The following is a 22,395-nucleotide window of genomic DNA, read 5'->3' on the forward strand; positions in this document are numbered from 1 at the left end:
GGCGCCCGCTGCGACCGGGTGTGTCACGCGGACGGCTCGCTGATGGCGAGTGTGGGTCGGCCCGCCGCGAGTGGCAACGCGCCGCCCTGTGGAGTGGGTCACGCTGCCCGGGTCAGGGGCGGGCCGCGGGCGCTCCCTACCGTGGGCGGCGGCACCGGCGCCGACGCGGCCGCCGGCGGACACGAGGGGGCGGGCGTGGGCACGTTCGAGGGACGCACGGCACTGGTCACCGGCGGCAGCCGTGGCATCGGGCTGGCGATCGCGCGCAGCCTGGTCGACCGGGGTGCCCGGGTGGTGCTCACCGCCCGCAAGCCGGAGGCACTGGAGGAGGCGGTCACCGCGCTCGGCGGCCCGGAGGTCGCGGTGGGCGTGGCCGGGAACGCCGGGGACGCCGCGCACCGGACCGAGGCGGTGCGCACCGCCGTCGAACGCTTCGGCAGCCTCGACCACCTGGTCGGCAACGTCGGCATCAACCCGGTCTACGGCCCGATGGTCGACCTCGACCTCGATGCCTTCCGCAAGATCCTCGACACCAACGTCGTCGGCACGCTGGGCCTGGTGCAGGAGGCCTGGCGGGCGTGGATGGCCGAGCACGGCGGCTCGGTGCTGGTGGTGGCCTCGGTGGCGGGGCTCAAGTCCTCGCCGATGATCGGCGGCTACGGCGTGAGCAAGGCGGCGCTGGTCAACCTGGTCACCCAGCTGGCCGTCGAGCTGGGGCCGCGGGTGACGGTCAACGGGGTGGCCCCGGCGGTGGTCAAGACCCGCTTCGCCGGCGCGCTGTACGAGGGCCGCGAGGAGGAGGCCGCCCGCGCCTACCCGGTCGGCCGGCTCGGGGAGCCCGAGGACGTGGGCGAGGCCGCGGCCTACCTGCTGGGCGCCGGCTGGGTCACCGGGCAGACCCTGGTGCTCGACGGCGGCGCGCTCTCCCGGGGTCCGGCCTAGCGTCCGAGGACCCGCGCCGGCACGTCCTGGTCCGGCGCGCCGTCGTCGGGTGCGTCGTCGCGGTAGCGCCGCCGGCGGCCGCCGGGCCGCACGCCGCTCTCGGCGAGGATCTCCGCCAGCCGGGCGGCGCCCGGGTCGTCGGCCGGCCCGGCGGGCACGGCCGCGGTGCCGGCGTGACCGGCCGCCACGGTGTGCACGGCGGGGCGCTGGACGGTCGGCCGCTCGTAGGTCGCCGGCGCGGCCGGCGGGTCGGTGCGGCGGCGGGCCGGGTGGCCCCGGTCGGCCGCCGGGGGCACGGGGACGGCGGGCAGCGGGCGGGCCACCGGCGCGGGCTGCGGCTCGACCGGGACGGCGGACCAGTCGCCGGTCAGCTCGCGGGCGACGTCGGCCGACCACGCCGCGGTGGCCGGCTCCAGCGGCTCGCGGCCGGGCCCGGTGCGCACCGACTGGGCGTGCATCACCACCCGCTCGACCCGCATCTCCCCCGAGAGCGGGCCGGCGAGCCGCTCGCCCAGCTCGGCGCGCAGCCGCCCGACGTCGGCCCGCAGCGCGCCCAGCCCGGCCAGCCCGGCGTGCAGCTCCCCGTGCAGCGCGCCGGCCGCGGCCACCTCGCGGCGCAGCGCGTCGAGTGCGGACAGCCCCTCGCGCAGGCCGGTGAGCTCCGCGCGCAGGGCGTCGAGCTCCCGGCGGACGGCGGCCTCGGCGTCGCGGCGCACCTGCTCGGTGCGCTCCCGCTCGGTCTCGCGCAGGGTGTCGAGCTCGCGCCGGTGGGCCGCCCGCAGTTCGGCCGCCGTCTCGCCGGGGACGGCCGGGCCGGCGGGTCCGGGCGCGCGGTCGTCGTCGCGGGCGGGGCGGGCGGTGGCGAAGGCGGCCAGCAGGCAGGCCCAGGCGACGGCGACCACGGCGACGCGCAGCACCTGCGGGTCCTCGCTCAGGAAGACCACCGCGGTGGCGCCGACGGCGGCGGCGCAGCCGAGCGTCAGCCCGGCGACCCGCCGGGTCGACCGGGCCCCGCCGGTCCCCTCCCCCGTCGTCCGCACGGCACTCAGGGTAACGGTGAGCGAGCCCCTGGTCGCGGCACGCAGTCGTCCCGTGTGCCGCGGGCTCCCCCCGGGTGTCGAGAGCCCGCGGCCCGAGTGAGCAGGTGTGGTCCGCGACACGCACTGGCGCGCCGTGCCGGGCACCCACACCTGCTCACTCGGCAGGCCCTCCCCGGATCCGCCGGTCGTCAGCCTTGGGCGAGGGCGCCGTCGGAGCTGAAGACCAGGCCCATCGAGACCTCGCCCTGCTGGATCGCGGCCTTGGTCAGCGGGCCGCCGGCGTCGAACTCCCGGAACTCGGCGAACTGCAGGCCGTAGGTCTGCTCCAGCCCCGGCTGGCAGAACGGCCGGGTCGGGCACTCGGCCGGACCGCCCAGGACCAGCGACCCGTCGCCGCAGGCGTCGGCGAGCTCGGACAGCGTGCTGACGCCGAGCTGGTCGGCGAACTCCTGGGTCACCGCGAAGGCGTTCTGGTCGGCGGCCTCCGACGGGGTGCCGAAGGTCAGCCCGACCTGGTCGGCCAGCGGCTGCAGGGCGTCCCGGGTGGCCTGCGGGTCGCCGCTGGCGATCGGGGTCGGGTTGGGGCCGTTGACCTGGGCGTTGAGCGCCTCGGTCACGGTGGCCAGGTACTCCGGGAAGACCTGCAGGTCGGTGCCGGAGATGAGCGCGGGGAGGTAGGTGTCGCGGTTGCCGACCTCGCGCACGCTGGCGTCGAAGCCGGCGGCGTCGAGGACCCCGGCGTAGACGTTGGCGAGGATCGTCGACTCGGTGAAGTTGCCGGCGCCGACGATGATCGGCCCGCTGCCCTGCTCGAGCCCGTCGGTCACCCCGCTCTCCTCGACCCACGCGGCGGCGACGTCCTCGGCGCTCTGCCGCTCGAGGTCCACCGCGGCGTTCATGTCGATGAGCTGGTCGGTGGTCATCGCGGCCGACACCGCGTCCAGCGCCGGCAGCAGCGCCGGGTTGGCGGCGGCGGTGGCCGAGGTGATCGCCGGGACGATGTTGTCGGCGTTCTGCAGCTGCTGGTCGTCCTCGAGGACGACGAGCTGGTCGCCGGCCACCGGGGCGCAGGCGTCGCCGCCGGCGGCCGAGCCGCTGGCGGTGGAGCCGCCGGTGCCGGAGGAGCCCGACTCGCCGCAGGCGGCGGTGAGCAGGAGCCCGGCGAGGAGGAGGGGGGTGAGTGCGCGTGGCTGACGCATGTGTCCGCCTTCTGTGTCCCGTGCGGCGTGGGCCGCGACGCGTGTCTGGCGGGGGTCCCCGCGCGCACATGCAACCCCCGGCGATCCGCCCAGGGCAATCACGGAGCGGATGTGTTGTCCGGTCGTTACACGGGAGCGCTCGGCCGCGGCCCCGGGGTCACAGCGGAACGCCGCTGGCCGTCGGTTCCGGAACGCCACCGGGCGTCCTCGAGGCCCTGACGTGCAGGAACGGCAGCCGGCGGGGGCCGGGGGTGACCGCCCAGGACAGCGCCGCCAGCACCGCCTCCGTCAACAGGGCGAGCCCGGCCACGAGGATGGCCCCGGCGATCATGACGCCGTAGTCCTGCTGGCCGAAGCCGAGGTTGATCAGCCGGCCCAGCCCCCCGCCACCGACCAGCGCGGCCAGCCCCGCCGTCGCCACCACCTGGACGGCGGCGGTGCGGATCCCGGTCATCACCAGCGGCAGGGCCAGCGGCACCTCGACGCGGCGGAGCACCTGCCCGCGGCTCATGCCCATGCCGCGGGCGGCCTCGCGCAGCTCGGGGTCGACACCGCGGAACCCGACGAAGGTGTTGGTCAGGATCGGCGGGATCGCGAAGACGGCCAGGGCGATCGTCGTCGCCCGGTTGCCGAAGCCGATGGGGCTCACCGCGAACAGGGTGAGCAGCGCCAGGGTGGGCACCGCGCGGCTGACGTTGGACAGCACCACGACCAGCCCGCCGCCGCGGCGGGCGGTGCCCAGCGCCGTGCCGATCGGCAGCGCGACGACCATCGCCGCGAGCACCGCCACGGCCGAGATGACCAGGTGCTCGACGGCGAGGTCGAGGATCCCGTTGGGCCGGGTCCAGTTGTACGGGTCGTTGAGGTACAGCAGCGCCCGCTCGAAGTCGTTCACGTCCGCACCGCCCGCGTCCAGGGGGTGAGCGCCCGCTCGGCCGCGGCCAGCATGACGTCGGCCAGCAGCGCGAGCAGCACGCAGCCGACCGCCCCGGTGACGATCTCGGCGCGGTAGAAGTTCGCGGCGAACCCGCCGGTGATCAGCTGGCCCAGCCCGCCGTGGCCGACCAGGACGCCGACCGTCGTGAGCGCCACGGTGGACACCGTCGCGATCCGCAGCCCGGCCATGAACGCCGGGAGCGCGAGGGGCAGGTCCACCCGCCGGAACGTCTGCGCCGGCGACAGCCCCATCCCGCGGGCGGCCTCGCGGACGTCGGCGGGCACCCCCTGCAGGCCGGCGAGGAAGTTGCGGACCAGGATGACCAGCGAGTACGCGACCAGCCCGATGAGCACGGTGTTCGACGACAGCCCGGTGAAGGGCACCAGCAGCGCGAACATCGCCAGCGACGGGATCGTGTAGACGACGGTGGACAGCCCCAGCACCGGCGCCGACAGGTAGCGGCTGCGGCGGGCGAGCAGCGCGAGCGGCAGCGCGAGCGCCGCCCCGATGACCACCGCGAGCACGGTGAGGCGGACGTGCTCGCCGGTGTAGGCCAGGATGGTGTCCCAGTTGTCGGTCACGTAGGACGGGTCGAACCACGGGTTCGGGGCCTCGTCCACCGCGAGCAGCCCCACCACCGGGTCGCTCACCGCGTCCACCAGAGGGCGCGCACCCAGGGAGGTCACCCCGTGGACGCTACTGCCGGGACGGGTCCGCAGCGCGCTGCCGGGGACGGCACCGCACAGGAGATCCGGCTCGAGGGGGTGAGCAAGACCTACCCCGACGGCACCGTCGGCGTGGCGCAGCTGGACCTGACCTTCGCTGCCGGGGAGCTCAGCGTCCTCGTCGGCCCCTCCGGCTGCGGCAAGACCACCACCATGAAGATGATCAACCGGGTGATCGAGCCGACGACGGGTCGCATCCTGCTCGGCGGCGAGGACGTCACCCGCGTCGACGCCGACCGGCTGCGCCGCCGCATCGGCTACGTCATCCAGAACGTCGGCCTCTTCCCCCACCAGACGGTGCGGGCGAACGTGGCCACCGTGCCGCGGCTGCTCGGCTGGGACCGGCGGCGCACCCGCGAGCGGGTCGACGAGCTGCTGACCACGGTGGGCCTGGACCCCGCCGTCCACGGCGACCGCTACCCCGCCCAGCTCTCCGGCGGGCAGCGGCAGCGGGCCGGGGTGGCGCGGGCGCTGGCCGCCGACCCCGCCGTCCTGCTCATGGACGAGCCGTTCTCGGCCGTCGACCCGGTGGTGCGCGAGCGGCTGCAGACGGAGTTCCTCCGGCTGCAGGAGACGGTGCGCAAGACGATCGTGTTCGTCACCCACGACATCGAGGAGGCCGTCCGGATCGGCGACCGGATCGCGGTGATGAGCTACGGCGGGCACGTGGAGCAGTTCGCCCCGCCCGCCGAACTACTGGGCCGCCCGGCCAACGACTTCGTCGCCGACTTCGTCGGGGCCGACCGCGGGCTCAAGCGGCTGGCGGTCACCGGCATCTCGGTCGAGGACCTGGAGCGGCCGCCGGTGGTGCACGTCGCCGACGGGCTGGCCGACGCCCGGGCCTCGATGGCCGCCGTCGGCGCCCGGTGGGCGGTCGTCCTCGACGACGACGGCCGGCTGCACGGCTGGCTGTCGGCCGAGCGGGCCACCGGCGCGGGCACGGTGGGGTCGGCCGCGCGGCGGATGGAGGCCTGGGTGCCGGTCGACGCGACGCTGAAGACGGCGTTCGCCACGATGCTGCAGCACGAGGCGGGCTGGGTCGCGGTGCTCCACGGCGACGTCTTCCTCGGGGTGCTCACCCCCACCTCGCTGCACGCGGCGCTGCGCCGGTCGGTGGGGGGCACGGCGCCGGAGACCGCCGGCGCAGCGATCGCCGGGAACGGCTGAGCCGCCGACCGTCACACGACGGCGGCGAGCCCTCCCACGGCGAAGGCGGCGCCGACCAGCAGCGCCGCCTTCGGGACGCTGGCCCGCACGGTCCCGTCGCCCGCGGCGCGGCGCCGGAGCGCCTGGAGCCGGTCGCGCACCCGCTGCCCGTGCGACAGGCCGGCGGCGAGCAGCACCAGGCAGGGCAGGCAGTAGACCAGGGCGTAGCCGGCCAGCAGCCCCACCGCCGGGAGGGCCGGGACGGCGGCGGCCAGCAGCCGCTCGATCGCGACCAGGTAGGGGAAGGCGTTGGGGAGGTCGGCGGCGGTCACCAGCACCCCGGCCGGGAGGGCCGTCCAGGTCCCGAACCACGGCGGCAGCCGCACCTCGCGCCGAGGGCGGGTCCGCAGCCGGCGGACGGCGGCCACCAGCAGCAGGACCGCGGCCAGGGCCAGGGCCGCGCGGCGGATCCACACGGTCCCACCCTGCAGGGCGTCGGCCAGCGTCCCGGCACCGAGGTACAGCGCGGTCCCGGCGGCGAGGACCGTGGCGTAGGCCCCGGCCACGTAGAGCAGGGCGACCCGGCCGGGATGCGCGACCGGGGACAGCAGGATGAGGGCGACCCCGAGGATCGTCGCGGGGTTGACCGAGTCGAGGAGGGCGAGTCCCACGAGTCCCGCCAGCAGTTCACCACTCATGAGACGACGTCCATGCTGAGACTCTATCGTCTCATCTGAGACGCTGTCATATCACGACGAGAGGAGCGCCCGTGCCCACGGACGACGAGACGATCGCCCGCGCCGCGGCCCGCCTGCTGGCCGGGCGCCCGGGCGCCTCGATGGAGGAGATCGCCGCCGCCGCCGGGGTCAGCCGCGCCACCCTGTTCCGCCGGCACCCCTCCCGCGCGGCGCTGGTGGCCGACCTGTCCAGGCGTGCGGTGGAGGCGTACGCCAGGGCGGTCGACCGGGCGGAGCCGGAGTCCGGTCCGGCGCCGGAGGCGCTGCGGCGGGTGTCGACCGGGCTGGCCGCGCTCGGACCGCAGCACGGCGCGCTCGCGGTGCAGCCGCTGGCCGACCAGGTCGAGGCCGACCTGCTCGCGCGGGCGCGGGCCACCGACGACCGCATCCGCGCGCTGGTGCGGCGCGGGCAGGAGGCCGGCGACTTCCGCGTCGACCTCCCGGCCGACTGGGTCGTGATCACCGTGACCTGGCTGGTCGTCGGCGCCGCCGAGGGCCTGCGCACCGGCCGGGTGGCCGCCGCCGACCTCGATCGGCTGGTCACCGAGACGGTGCTGGCCGCCGTGTCGAGGCCCTGGTCGTCGGGGCCACGGTGATCGAGGCCCGGGTCGTCCGGCCCGGTCAGGCCCGGACGCCGTCGCCCGGCGGCTCGTCGTCGCCGTCGGGCGGGACCCGGCAGACCGACTCCAGCCACAGCGCCGCCGCGGTCAGCGCCGCGGCGCACGCGATCCCGACGACGGCGGTGACGGTGTCGCTGCCGGCGGCCGAGAGGCGGGCCACCGACGGCGCCACGTGCACCAGCACGCCGGCCCACACCCCGGTGAAGACGGCGCCCACGTAGGCGCTGGCCTGGGCGAGCACCGCCAGACGGGCGACCAGCATCGGCTCGACCGGGCGCACCAGCGGGGCGCCGGGCTCCTCGCGGCGCGGTCCGCCGCGGCGGGCGGCGCGCTGGGCGGCGAGACGGGCGCGCAGGGTGCGGGCGCCGAGCGCCTCGGCGACCGCCAGCACGGCCAGCGGGACCGGCAGCCACCAGCGCAGCGGCGGCAGCGACCCGTACGTGGCCCGCACGACCAGCCAGGAGGCCAGCGCCAGCCCGGCGGCGACCACCACGAGGTCCCGGCGGTTGACCGGCCTCACCGCAGGTGCTCCCACGGCACGACCGCGGCGACGTCCTCCGGCGGCAGCGCGGCCACCAGGTCGGCCACCGGGCCGCGGCCGGGCAGCACGGCGGCGGGGTCCAGCGACAGCCACGGCACCAGCACGAACGCGCGCTCGTGGGCGCGCGGGTGCGGCAGCGTGAGGGCCGGGTCGTCGGAGAGCACCGGGGTGCCGTCCTCGCCGGTCACCGTGACGACGTCGACGTCGAGGGTGCGCGCCCCCCAGCGGACCTCACGGGTGCGCCCGGCGGCCTGCTCGAGCTCGCGCGCACGGGCCAGCCAGCCGGCGGCGTCGCGCTCGCCGCGGACGACCACCACGGCGTTGAGGTAGGGCGGCTGCTCGACCGGGCCCCACGGCGGGGTCTCGTACAGCCGGGAGCGGGCCACCAGCCCGTCGGGCCGCAGCGCCTCGATCGCGCCGCGCAGGGCCCCGGCGCGGTCGCCGAGGTTGGCGCCCAGGGACAGGACGGCGCGGCTCACGGGCGCTCACGCCGGATGGTGACGGTGACGTCGTCGAAGGGGACGCCGAGGTCGGCCTGCGGCTTGTGCACGGTGATCTCGGCGGCCTGCACCAGCGGGTCGGCCAGGCAGACGTCGGCCAGCCGCCGGCACAGCGTCTCGAGCAGGTCGACCGGCTCGCCGGTGAGCACGGCGTGCAGCCGCTGGGCGAGCTCGGCGTAGTTCACCGTCAGCGCGAGGTCGTCGGTGGCGGCGGCCGGGGCGGTGTCGACCTCGAGGACGGCGTCGACGGAGAACGTCTGCCCGTTCTCGCGTTCGAAGCCGTAGACGCCGTGGTGGGCGTGCGCGGTCAGCCCGCGGACGGCGATCCGGTCGGGGGTGCCGCCGCCGGAGGTGGGCTGCTCAGTCACGGCGGCTCTCCTCGCGGGCGCGCTGGACGGCGGCCACGGTGGCGACGGCGTCGGCGGAGGCGGCGGCGTCGTGGACCCGCACCCCCCAGGCGCCGGCCTCGGCGGCCAGGACGGTGGTGGCGAGGGTGGCGGCGTCCCTCCCGGCCGCGGGGCGCGGCGCCCCGTCGGGGGCGGCGAGCAGCCGGCCGAGGAAGGACTTGCGGGAGCTGCCGACCAGCACCGGCAGGCCGAGGGCGACCAGCCGGGGCAGCGCGGCGAGCAGCGCCCAGTTGTGCGCGGCCTGCTTGGCGAAGCCCAGGCCGGGGTCGAGCACGAGCTGGGTGGTGTCGACCCCGGCGGCCAGCGCGGCGTCGACCCGGGCGGACAGCTCCGCGCAGACCTCGCCGACGACGTCGTCGTACTCGGCGCGGGCGTACATCTCCCGGCTGTGGCCGCGCCAGTGCATGAGCACCCACGGGACGCCGGCGTCGGCGACCAGCGCGGCCATCCCGTCGTCGGCCAGCCCGCCGCTGATGTCGTTGACCAGCACCGCCCCGGCCGCGAGTGCGGCCTCGGCGACCTCGGTGCGGGTGGTGTCGACGCTCGCCCGGACACCGGCGGCGGTCAGGTCCCGGACGACGGGGACGACGCGGCGGCGCTCCTCGGCGGCGTCGACGCGGTCGGCGCCCGGGCGGGTGGACTCACCGCCCACGTCGACGTAGTCCGCGCCGCCGGCGGCCATCGCCAGGCCGTGGGCGACCGCGGAGTCCCGGTCGGCGAAGCAGCCGCCGTCGGAGAAGGAGTCGGGCGTGACGTTGAGGACGCCCATCACCACGCACCGTCCCGGGTGCAGCAGCTGCGCCCCGGGTGCGCTCACCGGCCGGGCTTCATCGACCCAGGACGAGGCTCATCGCCTCGGCGCGGGTGGCGGGGTTGTCGCGGAAGATGCCGCGCACGGCGGAGGTGACCGTGGTCGAGCCGGGCTTGCGGATCCCGCGCATGCCCATGCACAGGTGCTCGGCCTCGACGACGACGATCACGCCGCGCGGCTTGAGGTGCTCGGCGAGGGCGTCGGCGATCTGCCGGGTCATCCGCTCCTGCACCTGCGGGCGGCGCGCGTAGACGTCGACCAGCCGGGCCAGCTTCGACAGCCCGGTCACCCGGCCGTCCTCGCCCGGGATGTAGCCGACGTGCGCGGCGCCGTGGAAGGGCACCAGGTGGTGCTCGCAGGTCGAGTACATCGGGATGTCCTTGACCAGCACCAGCTCGTCGTGGTCCTCGTCGAAGACCGTCGCGAGGATCTCGCCGGGGTCCTGCCAGATGCCGGCGAAGGTCTCCGCGTAGGCGCGCGCCACCCGGGCGGGGGTGTCGCGCAGCCCGGGCCGGTCGGGGTCCTCCCCGACCGCGATCAGCAGCTCGCGCACGGCCGCCTCGGCGCGCGCGGAGTCGATCCGCGCCGGGTCGGGGCGGACCTCGTCCTCGGGTTCCTCGGGGAGGACGCTCATGCCACGTCCGCCGGGCTCGCGCACCCGCTCACCGCTGGACGGGTGCGCCGACGTCCCCGACCGGGTTGGTGCCGCCCTTGACCAGCCCGGTGCCGTTGCCGTTGGCCCCGACCGCGGTGGCCCCGTGGCCGGCACCGTGGCCGTTGGCCGCGGCGGCCTCGGCGGGGGTGAGCACCGGCGGCTGGTCCGAGGGCGTGCGCTTGCCGAACCCGTTGTAGGGCGCGAGCGAGGGCCGCTTGGTGACCGGCGCGCAGATGCGGGCCATGTCCTCCTTGGAGAGGGTCTCCTTCTCGATCAGCTCGAGCACGAGCTGGTCAAGAACGGCCCGGTACTCCACGAGGATCTCCCACGCCTCGTCGTGCGCGGCCTCGATGAGCGCGCGGATCTCGCCGTCGATGTCGGCGGCGACGGCCTCGGAGTAGTCCGGCCGCGAGCCCATGTCCCGGCCGAGGAACGGCTCGGAGTCGGTGCTGCCGTACTTGACCGCGCCGAGCTTGGCGCTCATGCCGTACTGGGTGACCATCGCGCGGGCCATGGAGGTGGCCTTCTCGATGTCGTTGCCCGCACCGGTGGTCGGCTCGTGGAAGACCAGCTCCTCGGCCGCGCGCCCGCCGAGGGCGTAGGCGAGGGTGTCGATCATCTCCGAGCGGGTCTGGGTGTACTTGTCCTCGGTGGGCAGCACGAGGGTGTGCCCGAGGGAGCGGCCCCGCGGCAGGATGGTCACCTTGTGCACCGGGTCCAGGTTGGGCAGTGCGTGCGCCACCAGGGCGTGCCCGCCCTCGTGGTAGGCGGTGACCTTCTTCTCCTTCTCGCTCATCGCCCGCGTCTTGCGCTCGGGGCCGGCGATGACGCGGTCGATCGCCTCCTCGAGGACGGCGTCGGTGATGACGGTGGCGTTGCCGCGGGCGGTGAGCAGCGCGCCCTCGTTGAGCACGTTGGCGAGGTCGGCACCGGTGAAGCCGGGGGTGCGGCGGGCGACGGTCTCGAGGTCGACGTCGGGCGCGAGCGGCTTGCCCTTGGCGTGCACCTCGAGGATCCGCTTGCGGCCCTCCAGGTCGGGCCGGTCGACGGCGATCTGCCGGTCGAAGCGGCCCGGACGCAGCAGCGCCGGGTCGAGGATGTCGGGCCGGTTGGTGGCGGCGATCATGATGACGCCGCCCTTGACGTCGAAGCCGTCCATCTCGACGAGCATCTGGTTGAGGGTCTGCTCGCGCTCGTCGTGCCCGCCGCCCATGCCGGCGCCGCGGTGGCGGCCGACGGCGTCGATCTCGTCGACGAAGATGATCGCCGGGGCGTTGGTCTTGGCCTGCTCGAACAGGTCGCGCACCCGGCTGGCGCCGACGCCGACGAACATCTCGACGAAGTCCGACCCGGAGATCGAGAAGAACGGCACGCCGGCCTCACCGGCCACGGCGCGCGCCAGCAGCGTCTTGCCGGTGCCGGGCGGGCCGAACAGCAGCACGCCCTTGGGGATCTTGGCGCCGACCGCCTGGAACTTCACCGGGTTGGCGAGGAAGTCCTTGATCTCCTGGAGCTCCTCGATGGCCTCGTCGGCCCCGGCGACGTCGGCGAACGTCGTCTTCGGGGTGTCCTTGCTGACCACCTTGGCCTTGGACTTGCCGAAGGCCATGACGCCGCGGCCGCCGCCCTGCATGGAGTTGAACAGCCAGAACAGCAGCAGCAGGAGGATGAGGAACGGCAGGAAGCTGATCAGCACGCTGACGAAGACGCTGTCCTGCGTCACGTTCGTCGTGAACTCCACGCCGTCACCGGCGGGCTGGCCGTCCGGGCCGAGCCCGGAGACCAGGGCGAAGACGTCGTCGGAGGCGCCGATCGGGTACGAGGCGCTGATCTGGGAGTTGCCGTCGACCGGGTCCCGCAGGTCCAGGTCGAGCGTCTGCTCCTTGTCGTTGATCGTGACGGACTCGACGTTGCCGTCCTCGATCTGCTGGAGCGCGACGGAGGTCCCGACCGGCTCGTAGGCCGAGCCGCCGCTGAACACGGCGGACAGGCCGAGGGCCACCAGGACGACGAGCACGACCCAGAACCACACGGAGCGGAAGATCTTCTTGCGTTCCATACACCGATGCCGGGCGGCCGGGGCGCCGGCCTGGCCCGTCGACCCTCCTGATCGTCCGGGTGACGCTCCGCGCGACCCGGGCGGGCACCCTGGCGCTCGGTCAGGCGTCGTAGGCCTCGACGGTACACCGGGACGGCTGTGCGTCCCCTGTGTGCGAACTGCACGGACGCCGCCCGCTCACCCCTCGGGAGGAGCCGCGGGGGGCCCTCCTCCGGGGGTCAGGTCTCGTAGACCTCGGGCTTGAGGGTGCCGATGTAGGGCAGGTCGCGGTAGCGCTCGGCGTAGTCCAGGCCGTAGCCGACGACGAACTCGTTGGGGATGTCGAAGCCGACGTAGCGCACCGGCACCTCGACCTTGATCGCGTCGGGCTTGCGCAGCAGCGTGCAGACCTCCAGGGACGCCGGCCGGCGGCTGCCCAGGTTCTTCAGCAGCCACGACAGGGTCAGCCCGCTGTCGATGATGTCCTCGAGGACGAGCACGTGCCGGTCGCTGATGTCGCGGTCGAGGTCCTTGAGGATCCGCACCACGCCCGAGGAGCTGGTGGCGCTGCCGTAGGAGGAGACGGCCATGAACTCCATCTGCGTGGGCAGCCGCAGCGCCCGGGCGAAGTCGCTCATGAACAGCACCGCGCCCTTGAGGACGCCGACCAGCAGCACCTCGCGGCCGGCGTAGTCGCGCGCGACCTGCTCGGCGAGCTCACCGATCTTGGCCTGGATCTGCTCCTCGGAGAGCAGCACGTGGTCGATGTCGGGGCCGTAGCCGTGGTCGGGCCCCAGCAGCGCAGAGGCCGACGCGGTCTCGCTCATGTGCGTTGCTCCTCCGGATCGGGTGCCTGACCGGCCCTCCCGCCCGGGGAGCCGGCGGGCCGCAGCACCAGCCTGCCAGACGCCCGGAGCGCCTCCGCACCGCCGGGGAGGGTCACCGGCCCCTGGCCGCGCCAGGCCGCGACCAGCGCGTCGACGGCGGTGAGGTGCACCGCCTGCAGGTCCGGCACCCCGCCGTCGCGCAGCCAGCCGCGCAGCACCCGCCGGCGCAGCGCGGCCGGCAGCGCGGCGAGGTCGGCGGCCGGCAGGCCCGCCGGGCCGGCCAGCCGGGCCAGGTGCCCATCGGCCAGCGCGTCGAGGGCGTCGAGGTCCTCCCGCAGCAGCTCCGCGGTCCGGGCGAGGGCCGGGGCGACGCCGCCGCCGAGGACGTCCTCGAGCAGCGGCAGCACCTCGGCGCGCAGCCGGGCGCGCCGCAGGGCCGGGTCGGTGTTCCACGGGTCGTCCCAGACCGGCAGCCCGAGCGCCGCGCACGCCGCGCGGGCGGTGGCGCGGCGGACCCCCAGCAGCGGCCGCCACCACGGCGGGCGGTCGGCGACCATGCCGGCGACCGAGCGCGGGCCCGAGCCGCGGCCCAGGCCGAGCAGCACCGTCTCGGCCTGGTCGTCGAGGGTGTGGCCGAGCGCGACGCGGGCGCCGTGCGCGGCGGCCTCGCCCGACAGCGCCGCGTAGCGGGCGGTGCGGGCGGCGGCCTCCGGTCCCCCACCGGTGCCGACGTCGACGGCGACCACGCGCACCGGGTCCAGGCCGAGCCCGCGCAGCAGCTCCGCCGTCGACGCGGCGCGCTGCGCCGAGCCCGGCTGCAGGCCGTGGTCGACGGTGACCGCCCCGGCCGGCACCCCGGCGCGCGGCGCCTCGAACGCCACGGCGGCGGCCAGCGCGAGGGAGTCCGCTCCCCCGCTGACGGCCACCAGCACCGGCCGGGCGTCGGCGCGCAGCCCGGGCCGGACGGCGCTGCGGACGCGCGCGACCGCGGCCGGCGGGCCGCTCACCCGGGGCGGCTCAGGCGGTCACGGCGGGGCGGCCGTGCACCCGCTCGACCCACCGGGCGGGGTCGGTGAGTTCCTCGACCAGGGGCAGGGTCGCAGGGCCGGTCCAGACCCGGTTGAAGCCGTCCATGCCCACCAGGTCGACGACGCCCCCGACGAAGTGCCGCCCGTCGGCGTACTGCTTCATCTTCTGCTCGAGCCCGAGCAGCCGGCGCAGCGCGCGGTCCAGCGGGCCGCGGCCCTTGCGGCGCTGGGCGAACCGCTTGCGCAGCGTGCGCACCGACGGGACGACGTCGGGGCCGACCCCGTCCATGACGTACTCGGCGTGCCCCTCGACCAGGCTCATCACGGCGGTCACCCGGTCGAGCACGGCGCGCTGCGCGGGGTCGCGCACCAGCGCCATGAGGCCCTGCCCGCCGCCGTCGTCGTCCCCGCCGCGGACGGCGTCGGTGACCCCGCGCAGCAGGTCGGTGAGCCGGTCGCGCAGCGCGTCGGGGCTGAGGTCGGTGGCGTCGACGAACTCGGCGATCTGCCCCTCGAGGTGGGTGGTCAGCCACGGGAAGGCGGTGAACTGCAGCTGGTGGGTGACCTCGTGCAGGCACACCCACAGGCGGAAGTCCGCGGGGTCGACGCCCAGCTTGCGCTCGGCGTCGACGATGTTGGGCGCGACGAGCAGCAGCCGGCCCCCGGTGCCGAAGACCTCGTACTGGCCGAGCACCCGCGAGGACAGGAAGGCCAGCAGGGCGCCGGCCTGCACGCCGGTGGCGCGGGAGCCGATGGCGGTGGCCAGCGGGCCGGGGCGGCTCTCCTGCCGCTCGGCGAGCGCGGTGACCAGCGGGTCCATGAGCGCGGCCATGCCGCTGGTGTTGGCGTCGATCCAGCCGGGCCGGTCGACGACGGCCACCTCCGGCACCGGCCCGCCCTCGACGGGGTGCAGCCCGGTCAGCCCCTCCACGTGCGCGACGGCGGCCGCGGCGGCCTGGTGCAGCTCCCGGACGACGGCGGTGGCCTCCTCGCGGGTGGTCTCCGGACCCTGCCCCGACAGCCGGCGGGCGGTGCGCCCGGCGAGCTCCCAGTCGACCAGTGAGCTGCTCGTCATCGCCTCACCGTACGCGGGCGGCCCCCCGGGACGCCCCCGCGTCAGCGGCAGCCGCAGGCGGCCAGCGCGGAGGCCACGTCGTCGAGGGCGGCCTCCTCGGGCAGGCCACCGCCGACGCTGCCGTTGACGACCAGCGCGTAGGCCAGCAGCCGGCCGTCGGCGGTGACCACGGTGCCGGCCAGGCCGTGCACGCCCAGCAGCGTGCCGGTCTTGCCGCGGACGGCGCCCGGCGCGGTCGCGGGGTCGTCGTCGCCGCGGTCGGCCAGGGTGCCGTCGTACCCGGCCACCGCCAGGCCCGAGACCACGGCCGAGGTGCCCTCGACCGACCCGTCGGCGGCGCCGGCGACCAGGTCGGTGAGGACGGCCAGGGGCACCCGGTCCAGCCGGGACAGGCCGCTGCCGTCGTGCATCTCCACGCCGGAGACGTCGACGCCGGCGTCGTCCAGCGCCGCGGTGACCCCCTGCGCCGCGCCGTCGAAGGTCGCGGGCAGGTCGCGGGCGAGGGCCACGTGGCGGGCCAGCGACTCGGCCAGGAGGTTGTCCGACTGCGACAGCGCCTGCTCGACCAGGCGGGCGACCGGCGCGGAGGAGACGGTGGCCAGCGTCTGCGCGTCCGCCGGGGCCGTGCCGAGCTCGACCACCGCCCCGGGCGCGCCGAGAGCGGTGGCCAGGGCCCGGCCGGCGTCGGTGCCGGGAGCGCCGCTGCGGGGGTCCTCGCCCGGCACGACGCGGGCGCCGTCGACGGCGGTCGCGGTGACCGGCGAGGCGTAGGTCGACGGCGCGTCCTCGGGACCCCAGCCCTCGGCGGTCAGCGGGCCCTCGAACAGCGAGTTGTCGACGACGACGCGGCTGACGGCGGTGCCCGGCGGGAGGGCGGCCTGCACCTGGGCCGCGAGGTCGGCCACGGTGGCCGCGCCCGGGTAGTCGACCGACGGCGCGGTGGTCGACAGGGTCGGGTCCCCGCCGCCGACGAGCACCACCTCGCCGGGCGCGTTGCCGGCGACGACGGTGGTCTCCAGGGTGTCGTCGGCGTCGAGGGTCCTCAGCGCGGCGACGGCGGTCAGCAGCTTGGCCGTGGAGGCGGGCGTGACCGCCCGGTCGGCGCCGTCGTCGAGCAGGACCTCACCGCTGGCGACGTCGACGACCTCGGCGGACAGGCCGCCGCCGAACACGGGGGCGGCCAGCAGCGGGCGCAGCGTCGCGGCGAGGGCGGCGGGGTCGGGGACCGGCGCCTCCGACGACAGCGGGGCGAGCACCGGCGCGGGGTCGCCGACCTCGGGCAGCTGCGCGGAGGGGGCGGCGGGACCGGCGGTGGTCGTGCGCTCGTCCCCGCCCAGGGACAGCACCACGCCGGTGGCCACCGCCGCCACGAGGACCAGCGCCAGCAGGCTCACCAGGAGCCGTCGGCGCAGCCGCCGGTAGCTGGGCGTGACGGTCGAGGACCCGCTCGGCGTGATGGTGCGCTCCCCCCCGGAAGAGGCCCCCCGGACGCCCTGCGCCGGTGGACCTGGTACCGGTGCGCCACACTAGCTGCCGTGCAGTTCGACGTGACGGTAGAGATCCCCAAGGGCCAGCGGAACAAGTACGAGCTGGACCACGCCACCGGGCGCATCCGGCTCGACCGGATGCTGTTCACCTCGACCCGGTACCCGGCCGACTACGGGTACATCGAGAACACCCTCGGTCTGGACGGCGACCCCCTCGACGCCCTGGTGATCCTCGACGAGCCGACCTTCCCCGGGTGCCTGATCACCTGCCGGGCCATCGGCATGTTCCGGATGACCGACGAGGCCGGTGGCGACGACAAGGTGCTCACGGTCCCGGCGACCGACCCCCGCATGGCCCACCTCCAGGACATCACCGACGTGTCGGAGTTCGACCGCCTGGAGATCCAGCACTTCTTCGAGACCTACAAGGACCTCGAGCCGGGCAAGTCGGTCGAGGGCGCCGAGTGGGTCGGCCGCGCCATGGCCGAGGCCGAGATCGAGGCCTCGATCAAGCGGGCCCAGGAGGCCGGCGGCCACTGAGCCGCACCCGTCCGGCCCCGGGCCGGAGGGACGAGCAGGACGGACGACGACGGCGGCGCGCCCCGGCGGGTGCGCCGCCGTCGCCGTCCCGGGACCCGGTCCTCAGCGGCCGGTGTCGTGCAGCACGGCGGTCAGGAAGCCCAGCTCGCCGCGGTACCCCTCCAGCCACTGCCGCCGGTGCGTGCGGGCGGCCGCCAGCGCCTCCTCGCGCTCGCCGGGCGGAGCCTCGGTCAGCGCCCACTCGGTGACGGCGCCGGTCCAGCACCACTCGTACTCGTCCCACTCGGCGAGGGTGCTGACGTGGCCGTAGCCGGGCTCGAACCCGGCCCGGGCCACCTCGGCCAGCAGGCCGGGCAGGTCGGGCAGCTCGCCGGGCTCGGCGCCGAGGCCGGCCAGCGCCGCCTCGCTCGGGCCGGCCTCCCAGAACCCGTCCCCGAAGAGCACGCGCCCGCCGGGACGCAGGTGGCGGCGCACGGCCTCCAGCGCCCCGGCGGTGCCGCCGAAGGCGTGCGCGGCGCCGACGCACAGGACGACGTCGGCCGGCTCGCCCTCCCAGGTCGCGGCGTCGGCCTCGACGAACGCGACGCGGCCGACCAGGCCGGCCATCGCCGCCCCGTCGCGCGCGGCGTCCAGCGCGGGCGCGGAGGTGTCGACACCGACCCCCACCATCGCCGGGTGCGCGGCCAGCAGCGCCAGCAGCCACGAGCCCGGCCCGCAGCCGAGGTCGAGGGCGCGGCCGCCCCGGCCGGCCGGGGACAGCCGGCCGACCAGCCGGGTCAGGGCCTCGTCGGAGACGGGGGCGGCGACGGGGTGCCAGCGGTGCGCGACGGCGCTGAGTCGGGCTCGGTCCACGCCGGGATCAGATCAGGCCGCGGGAGCGCAGGTCACGCAGCTCGGCGAAGACCCGGCGCCGGATGGTGTCCTCGCGCCGCTCGCCGAGCCCCACGAACCGCAGCGACAGCTCGGTGTGGTGGTCGTCGCGGGGGTGGCGGCGGATCAGCTCGGCCTTGGCGGCCAGCCGGTCCCCGTCGAGGTCGACGACCACGGGGAGCACGGCGCCGACCTCGATCTCCGGCCGCTCGGCCCCGGGCTTGCCGGTGAGCAGGCAGCGCGTGCCGCCCTCGCTGAGGTCGATGGTCGTCCCGGCCAGCACCCGCTCCCCCACGGCCAGCTCGACGGGCACCGACATGGGGGCGCGGACGGCGTTGCGCCGCTGCCCCCGGGACGCCGGGCCGATGATCTTCAGCCGCCACGTCGGCGAGTCCCCTGTGACCACCTCGACGAGCTCCGCGGGCAGGGACCGCAGCTCCTCCGGTCCGCGCCAGATCAGCTCCAGGTGCTCACCGGTGTCCAGCCGCACGCGCCGCTTCTGCGCGTCCTCGCCCACGCTGACCACGAGCTCGGAGCCCGACACCCGCTCGACGAAGCTGGTCAGGACGTCGGCGCGGCTGCTGGCCTTGACGTCGAGCACCGCCTTCTCCTCGGGGTGGTCCACTCCCGGCGTCGTCATGCTCCGTCCTCCGTCTCCGGCGTTCCGGTCCTCGTCCCGCTCTGCGGTCCTGGGGACAGGCATCGGCACGGAGGGGCCGGAAGTGCAGCCGGGCGGTGCAGGAATCCGGTCTCAGCCGCCGACGTAGGCCGCCAGGTGCTCGCCGGTGACGGTGGAGCGGGCGGCGACGAGGTCGGCCGGGGTGCCCTCGAACACCACCCGGCCGCCGTCGTGGCCGGCGCCCGGACCGAGGTCGACGATCCAGTCCGCGTGCGCCATGACCGCCTGGTGGTGCTCGATGACGACGACCGACGTGCCCGAGTCGACGAGCCGGTCGAGCAGCGCGAGCAGGTTCTCCACGTCGGCCAGGTGCAGGCCGGTGGTCGGCTCGTCGAGGACGTAGACGCCGCCCTTCTCGCCCATGTGGGTGGCCAGCTTCAGCCGCTGTCGCTCCCCGCCGGACAGCGTCGTCAGCGGCTGGCCGATGGTGAGGTAGCCCAGGCCGACGTCGGCGAGCCGGCCGAGGACGGCGTGCGCGGCCGGCGTGCGCGCCTCGCCGGAGCCGAAGAACTCCTCGGCCTCGGCCACCGACATGGCCAGCACCTCGGCGATGTCCCGGCCGCCCAGCGTGTAGTCGAGCACCGCCGGCTGGAACCGCCGGCCCTCGCACGCCTCGCAGGTGGACTCGACGGTGGCCATGACACCCAGCTCGGTGTAGACGACGCCGGCGCCGTTGCAGGCCGGGCAGGCGCCCTCGGAGTTGGCGCTGAACAGCGCCGGTTTGACGCCGTTGGCCTTGGCGAAGGACTTCCGGATCGGCTCGAGCAGGCCGGTGTAGGTGGCCGGGTTGCTGCGCCGGGAGCCGCGGATGGCGCCCTGGTCGATGGTCACCACGCCCTCCCGCCCGGCGATCGAGCCGGAGACGAGCGAGCTCTTGCCCGAGCCCGCCACCCCGGTGAGGACGACGAGCACGCCGAGGGGGATGTCGACGTCGACCCCCTGCAGGTTGTTCGTGCGGGCGCCGCGCACCTGCAGCGCGCCGGTGGGGGTGCGCACCGACGGCTTGACCGACGCGCGGTCGTCGAGGTGCCGCCCGGTGAGGGTGCCGCTGGCCCGCAGCTGCTCGACGGTGCCCTGGAATACGACCTCGCCGCCGCCCGCGCCGGCCCGGGGCCCGAGGTCGACGACGTGGTCGGCGATGGCGATGGCCTCGGGCTTGTGCTCGACGACGAGCACGGTGTTGCCCTTGTCCCGCAGCTGCAGCAGCAGCCGGTTCATCCGCTCGATGTCGTGCGGGTGCAGCCCGATCGTGGGCTCGTCGAAGACGTAGGTGACGTCGGTGAGCGAGGAGCCGAGGTGGCGGATCATCTTGGTGCGCTGCGCCTCGCCGCCGGACAGGGTGCCCGCGGGCCGGTCGAGGGAGAGGTACCCCAGGCCGATGGTGGCGAAGGAGTCGAGCAGGTGCTGCAGCCCGGCCAGCAGCGGGGCGACCGAGGGCTCGTCGAGCTCGCGCACCCAGTCGGCGAGGTCGGTGATCTGCAGGGCGCAGACGTCGGCGATGCTCTTCCCCCGGATCAGCGAGGACCGCGCCTCCGCGCTCAGCCGCGTGCCGCCGCAGTCGGGGCAGGTCGTGAAGGTCACCACCCGCTCCACGAAGCGCCGGACGTGCGGCTGCATCGCCTCGACGTCCTTGGACAGCATCGACTTCTGGATCCGCGGGATCACGCCCTCGTAGGTGAGGTTGATGCCCTCGACCTTGATCTTGACCGGCTCCGCGTACAGGAGCGTGTCCAGCTCCTTCTTCGTGTAGTCGCGGATCGGCTTGTCCATGTCGAGGCCGGCGCCCTGGAAGAGGCGGCCGTACCAGCCGTCCATGCTGTAGCCGGGGATGGTCAGGGCGCCGTCGTTGAGGGACTTGGCGTCGTCGTAGAGGGCGGTGAGGTCGATGTCGTTGACCGAGCCCATGCCCTCGCACCGGGGGCACATGCCGCCCTGGTAGAGGGCCTCGCGCACCACGTTCTTCTCGACCCGGCCGCCCTTCTCGGTGCTCATGACCCCGCTGGCCTTGCGGGTCGGCACGTTGAAGGCGAACGCGGTCGGCGGGCCGATGTGCGGCTGCCCGAGCCGGCTGAAGAGGATGCGCAGCATCGCGTTGGCGTCGGTGGCCGTGCCGACGGTGGAGCGCGGGTTGGCGCCCATCCGCTCCTGGTCGACGATGATCGCCGTCGTCAGCCCCTCCAGGAGGTCGACGTCGGGCCGCGACAGCGACGGCATGAAGCCCTGCAGGAAGGCGCTGTAGGTCTCGTTGATCAGCCGCTGGGACTCCGCGGCGATCGTGCTGAACACCAGGGAGCTCTTGCCCGAGCCGGAGACGCCGGTGAAGGCCGTGAGCCGGCGCTTGGGGATGTCGACGCTGACGTCCTTGAGGTTGTTCTCGCGGGCGCCGTGCACGCGGATGAGGTCGTGCACGTCGGCCGGGTGCCCGGCGGGCTCCCGCGTGCGGGTCCCCGTGCCGTCGCTGGTGGCGGTGCTCATCGTGTCTCCGTCCGGTGGGCGCCGCCGTCGTCGGCGCCCTCGTTGTCTACCTGCTGGGGGTGACGACCGGAACGGCGCGACGCCCGTCCGGCTGACGCGGGCTCAGCCGGTCTGCTGGATGCGGACCAGGTTGCCGGCGGGGTCCCGGAAGGCGCAGTCGCGGATCCCGTAGGGCTGGTCGGTGGGCTCCTGGACGACCTCGGCGTCGCCGGCCTGCAGCCGGTCGAAGGTGCCGTCGAGGTCCTTCGTGGCCAGCAGGATCCAGCCGTAGGTGCCCTTGGCCATCATCTCGGCGACGGTGCGGCGCTCGTCGTCGGTGATGCCCGGGTCGACGGCCGGCGGGGCCAGGAGGACCGAGGTCCCCGGCTGGCCGGTGGGGCCGACGGTGATCCAGCGCATCGCGCCCCGGCCGACGTCGGTGCGCACCTCGAAGCCGAGGGTGTCGCGCCAGAAGGCCAGGGAGGCCTCCGGGTCGGTGTGCGGGAGGACGGTGGTGTGGATGGTGAGGTCCATGCCGGTCACGCTAGGGACGGCGCACCGGCCGGTGCTTCTCGATTCCTGACCGGTCGGGTGACCTGCTTGGCGACGCACGCCGGCAGGCCCTCGGTGCCCTCCGCGGCGAGGCGCCGGTAGGTGCTCGGCGGCATGCCGACCAGCTCGGTGAAGCGGGTGCTGAAGGTGCCCAGCGACGAGCAGCCGACGGCGAAGCAGGCGTCGGTGACGCTCACGTCGCCGCGGCGCAGCAGGGCCATGGCCCGCTCGATGCGCCGGGTCATCAGGTAGGAGTACGGGGACTCGCCGTAGGCCCGCCGGAAGGCGCGGCTGAGGTAGCCGGCGGAGACGTGCACGCCGCGGGCGAGGGCCTCGACGTCGAGCGGCTGGGCGTACTCCCGGTCGATCCGGTCGCGGACGCGGCGCAGCCGGGCGAGGTCGCGCAGGTGCTGCTCGGCGCTGCCGCTGGTCACGTCCCGGGATGCTGGCAGAAGGAGCCGACGATCCCCAGGGACGGGGGTGCGAGCCGCCTGTCGGAATCGAACCGACGACCTTCTCATTACGAGTGAGATGCTCTACCGACTGAGCTAAGGCGGCGGACGTGCGGTGCCCAGCGTACGGCAC

At 75.5% G+C, this 22,395-nt stretch carries 24 protein-coding genes and 1 tRNA gene; 4 read left to right on the forward strand and 21 right to left on the reverse strand.

Annotation, left to right across the window (positions count from 1 at the left end; translation table 11 throughout):
* Positions 1-195: 195 nt before the first annotated feature.
* Positions 196-942, forward strand: coding sequence for an SDR family oxidoreductase (locus tag ACI8AD_RS02005; protein WP_456868890.1), 747 nt, complete (start codon positions 196-198; stop codon positions 940-942).
* Here the strand turns inward: ACI8AD_RS02005 and ACI8AD_RS02010 are convergent.
* The 4 genes from ACI8AD_RS02010 to ACI8AD_RS02025 form a co-directional block, all read right to left on the reverse strand.
* Positions 939-1,982: a DUF6779 domain-containing protein gene (locus ACI8AD_RS02010; RefSeq protein ID WP_456868891.1), complete on the reverse strand. Its 1,044-nt coding sequence runs from the start codon at positions 1,980-1,982 to the stop codon at positions 939-941. The genes ACI8AD_RS02005 and ACI8AD_RS02010 overlap by 4 nt on opposite strands.
* A 188-nt stretch (positions 1,983-2,170) precedes the next feature.
* The gene (locus ACI8AD_RS02015; protein WP_456868892.1) at positions 2,171-3,181 is read right to left on the reverse strand and encodes a glycine betaine ABC transporter substrate-binding protein; all 1,011 of its coding nucleotides are present in this window, start codon (positions 3,179-3,181) and stop codon (positions 2,171-2,173) included.
* A 157-nt stretch (positions 3,182-3,338) separates the two neighbouring features.
* A complete protein-coding gene (locus tag ACI8AD_RS02020; protein WP_456868893.1) occupies positions 3,339-4,076 on the reverse strand; it encodes an ABC transporter permease in 738 nt (245 codons plus the stop codon).
* Positions 4,073-4,804 carry an ABC transporter permease gene (locus tag ACI8AD_RS02025; protein ID WP_456868894.1) on the reverse strand — a complete coding sequence of 244 codons (732 nt, stop codon included), beginning with the start codon at positions 4,802-4,804 and terminating at the stop codon, positions 4,073-4,075. The genes ACI8AD_RS02020 and ACI8AD_RS02025 overlap by 4 nt, the downstream gene beginning before the upstream one ends.
* Before the next feature lie 78 nt (positions 4,805-4,882).
* Here ACI8AD_RS02025 and ACI8AD_RS02030 point away from each other — a divergent pair, with 78 nt between their 5' ends.
* Positions 4,883-6,010: an ABC transporter ATP-binding protein gene (locus ACI8AD_RS02030; protein ID WP_456868895.1), complete on the forward strand. Its 1,128-nt coding sequence runs from the start codon at positions 4,883-4,885 to the stop codon at positions 6,008-6,010.
* An 11-nt stretch (positions 6,011-6,021) separates the two neighbouring features.
* Here the strand turns inward: ACI8AD_RS02030 and ACI8AD_RS02035 are convergent, their stop codons facing one another.
* Positions 6,022-6,687, reverse strand: a complete 666-nt coding sequence (locus ACI8AD_RS02035; RefSeq protein WP_456868896.1) for a GAP family protein — start codon at positions 6,685-6,687, stop codon at positions 6,022-6,024.
* 71 nt (positions 6,688-6,758) lie between these two features.
* On the opposite strand from ACI8AD_RS02035, the gene ACI8AD_RS02040 reads away from it, so the two are divergent.
* Positions 6,759-7,322: a TetR/AcrR family transcriptional regulator gene (locus ACI8AD_RS02040; RefSeq protein WP_456868897.1), complete on the forward strand. Its 564-nt coding sequence runs from the start codon at positions 6,759-6,761 to the stop codon at positions 7,320-7,322.
* A 25-nt stretch (positions 7,323-7,347) separates the two neighbouring features.
* On the opposite strand, the gene ACI8AD_RS02045 is transcribed toward ACI8AD_RS02040, so the two are convergent.
* The 10 genes from ACI8AD_RS02045 to dacB form a co-directional block, all read right to left on the reverse strand.
* The gene (locus ACI8AD_RS02045) at positions 7,348-7,866 is read right to left on the reverse strand and encodes a DUF3180 domain-containing protein (protein ID WP_456868898.1); all 519 of its coding nucleotides are present in this window, start codon (positions 7,864-7,866) and stop codon (positions 7,348-7,350) included.
* Positions 7,863-8,366 (reverse strand): 2-amino-4-hydroxy-6-hydroxymethyldihydropteridine diphosphokinase, encoded by a 504-nt coding sequence (folK, locus tag ACI8AD_RS02050; protein ID WP_456868899.1) that lies wholly within the window; start codon positions 8,364-8,366, stop codon positions 7,863-7,865. Before folK ends, ACI8AD_RS02045 begins: the two co-directional genes overlap by 4 nt.
* The gene (gene folB / locus ACI8AD_RS02055; protein WP_456868900.1) at positions 8,363-8,755 is read right to left on the reverse strand and encodes a dihydroneopterin aldolase; all 393 of its coding nucleotides are present in this window, start codon (positions 8,753-8,755) and stop codon (positions 8,363-8,365) included. Before folB ends, folK begins: the two co-directional genes overlap by 4 nt.
* A complete protein-coding gene (gene folP, locus ACI8AD_RS02060) occupies positions 8,748-9,611 on the reverse strand; it encodes a dihydropteroate synthase (RefSeq protein ID WP_456868901.1) in 864 nt (287 codons plus the stop codon). Before folP ends, folB begins: the two co-directional genes overlap by 8 nt.
* Positions 9,612-9,621: 10 nt before the next feature.
* Positions 9,622-10,239 (reverse strand): GTP cyclohydrolase I FolE, encoded by a 618-nt coding sequence (gene folE, locus ACI8AD_RS02065; protein ID WP_456868902.1) that lies wholly within the window; start codon positions 10,237-10,239, stop codon positions 9,622-9,624.
* A 28-nt stretch (positions 10,240-10,267) separates the two neighbouring features.
* Positions 10,268-12,319: an ATP-dependent zinc metalloprotease FtsH gene (ftsH, locus tag ACI8AD_RS02070; RefSeq protein WP_456868903.1), complete on the reverse strand. Its 2,052-nt coding sequence runs from the start codon at positions 12,317-12,319 to the stop codon at positions 10,268-10,270.
* Positions 12,320-12,537: 218 nt separating this feature from the next.
* Complete coding sequence (hpt, locus tag ACI8AD_RS02075) at positions 12,538-13,125, reverse strand: hypoxanthine phosphoribosyltransferase (protein ID WP_456868904.1); 588 nt, start codon at positions 13,123-13,125, stop codon at positions 12,538-12,540.
* Positions 13,122-14,132: a tRNA lysidine(34) synthetase TilS gene (gene tilS, locus ACI8AD_RS02080; RefSeq protein WP_456868905.1), complete on the reverse strand. Its 1,011-nt coding sequence runs from the start codon at positions 14,130-14,132 to the stop codon at positions 13,122-13,124. Before tilS ends, hpt begins: the two co-directional genes overlap by 4 nt.
* A gap of 10 nt (positions 14,133-14,142) precedes the next feature.
* On the reverse strand, positions 14,143-15,228 hold the full coding sequence (locus ACI8AD_RS02085; protein ID WP_456868906.1) for a zinc-dependent metalloprotease: 1,086 nt from the start codon (positions 15,226-15,228) through the stop codon (positions 14,143-14,145).
* Positions 15,229-15,269: 41 nt separating this feature from the next.
* Positions 15,270-16,622: a D-alanyl-D-alanine carboxypeptidase/D-alanyl-D-alanine endopeptidase gene (gene dacB / locus ACI8AD_RS02090; protein ID WP_456868907.1), complete on the reverse strand. Its 1,353-nt coding sequence runs from the start codon at positions 16,620-16,622 to the stop codon at positions 15,270-15,272.
* Positions 16,623-16,763: 141 nt separating this feature from the next.
* On the opposite strand from dacB, the gene ACI8AD_RS02095 reads away from it, so the two are divergent.
* Positions 16,764-17,255, forward strand: a complete 492-nt coding sequence (locus ACI8AD_RS02095) for an inorganic diphosphatase (RefSeq protein ID WP_456868908.1) — start codon at positions 16,764-16,766, stop codon at positions 17,253-17,255.
* 102 nt (positions 17,256-17,357) lie between these two features.
* On the opposite strand, the gene ACI8AD_RS02100 is transcribed toward ACI8AD_RS02095, so the two are convergent.
* From ACI8AD_RS02100 to ACI8AD_RS02125, 6 genes are all read right to left on the reverse strand, one after another.
* Positions 17,358-18,107 carry an SAM-dependent methyltransferase gene (locus tag ACI8AD_RS02100; protein WP_456868909.1) on the reverse strand — a complete coding sequence of 250 codons (750 nt, stop codon included), beginning with the start codon at positions 18,105-18,107 and terminating at the stop codon, positions 17,358-17,360.
* 7 nt (positions 18,108-18,114) lie between these two features.
* A complete protein-coding gene (locus ACI8AD_RS02105; protein WP_456868910.1) occupies positions 18,115-18,765 on the reverse strand; it encodes a flagellar brake protein in 651 nt (216 codons plus the stop codon).
* Positions 18,766-18,876: 111 nt separating this feature from the next.
* On the reverse strand, positions 18,877-21,279 hold the full coding sequence (locus ACI8AD_RS02110; protein ID WP_456868911.1) for an ATP-binding cassette domain-containing protein: 2,403 nt from the start codon (positions 21,277-21,279) through the stop codon (positions 18,877-18,879).
* Positions 21,280-21,381: 102 nt separating this feature from the next.
* Entirely contained in the window at positions 21,382-21,792 is a 411-nt protein-coding gene (locus ACI8AD_RS02115; RefSeq protein ID WP_456868912.1) for a VOC family protein, read from the reverse strand.
* Between the two features lie 5 nt (positions 21,793-21,797).
* On the reverse strand, positions 21,798-22,244 hold the full coding sequence (locus ACI8AD_RS02120; protein ID WP_456868913.1) for a helix-turn-helix transcriptional regulator: 447 nt from the start codon (positions 22,242-22,244) through the stop codon (positions 21,798-21,800).
* Between the two features lie 51 nt (positions 22,245-22,295).
* Positions 22,296-22,368: transfer RNA gene (locus tag ACI8AD_RS02125), tRNA-Thr, on the reverse strand.
* Positions 22,369-22,395 lie beyond the last annotated feature (27 nt).

The organism is Geodermatophilus sp. SYSU D00766 (assembly GCF_054049915.1).

Bases quoted from the DNA above. Each gene is read 5' to 3' on its own strand.
- ACI8AD_RS02015 (WP_456868892.1), bottom strand. From the start codon at position 3,181: ATGCGTCAGCCACGCGCACTCACCCCCCTCCTCCTCGCCGGGCTCCTG.
- ACI8AD_RS02035 (WP_456868896.1), bottom strand. From the start codon at position 6,687: ATGAGTGGTGAACTGCTGGCGGGACTCGTGGGACTCGCCCTCCTCGAC.
- folE (WP_456868902.1), bottom strand. From the start codon at position 10,239: ATGAGCGTCCTCCCCGAGGAACCCGAGGACGAGGTCCGCCCCGACCCG.
- ftsH (WP_456868903.1), bottom strand. From the start codon at position 12,319: ATGGAACGCAAGAAGATCTTCCGCTCCGTGTGGTTCTGGGTCGTGCTC.
- hpt (WP_456868904.1), bottom strand. From the start codon at position 13,125: ATGAGCGAGACCGCGTCGGCCTCTGCGCTGCTGGGGCCCGACCACGGC.
- ACI8AD_RS02085 (WP_456868906.1), bottom strand. From the start codon at position 15,228: ATGACGAGCAGCTCACTGGTCGACTGGGAGCTCGCCGGGCGCACCGCC.
- ACI8AD_RS02105 (WP_456868910.1), bottom strand. From the start codon at position 18,765: ATGACGACGCCGGGAGTGGACCACCCCGAGGAGAAGGCGGTGCTCGAC.
- ACI8AD_RS02110 (WP_456868911.1), bottom strand. From the start codon at position 21,279: ATGAGCACCGCCACCAGCGACGGCACGGGGACCCGCACGCGGGAGCCC.
- ACI8AD_RS02115 (WP_456868912.1), bottom strand. From the start codon at position 21,792: ATGGACCTCACCATCCACACCACCGTCCTCCCGCACACCGACCCGGAG.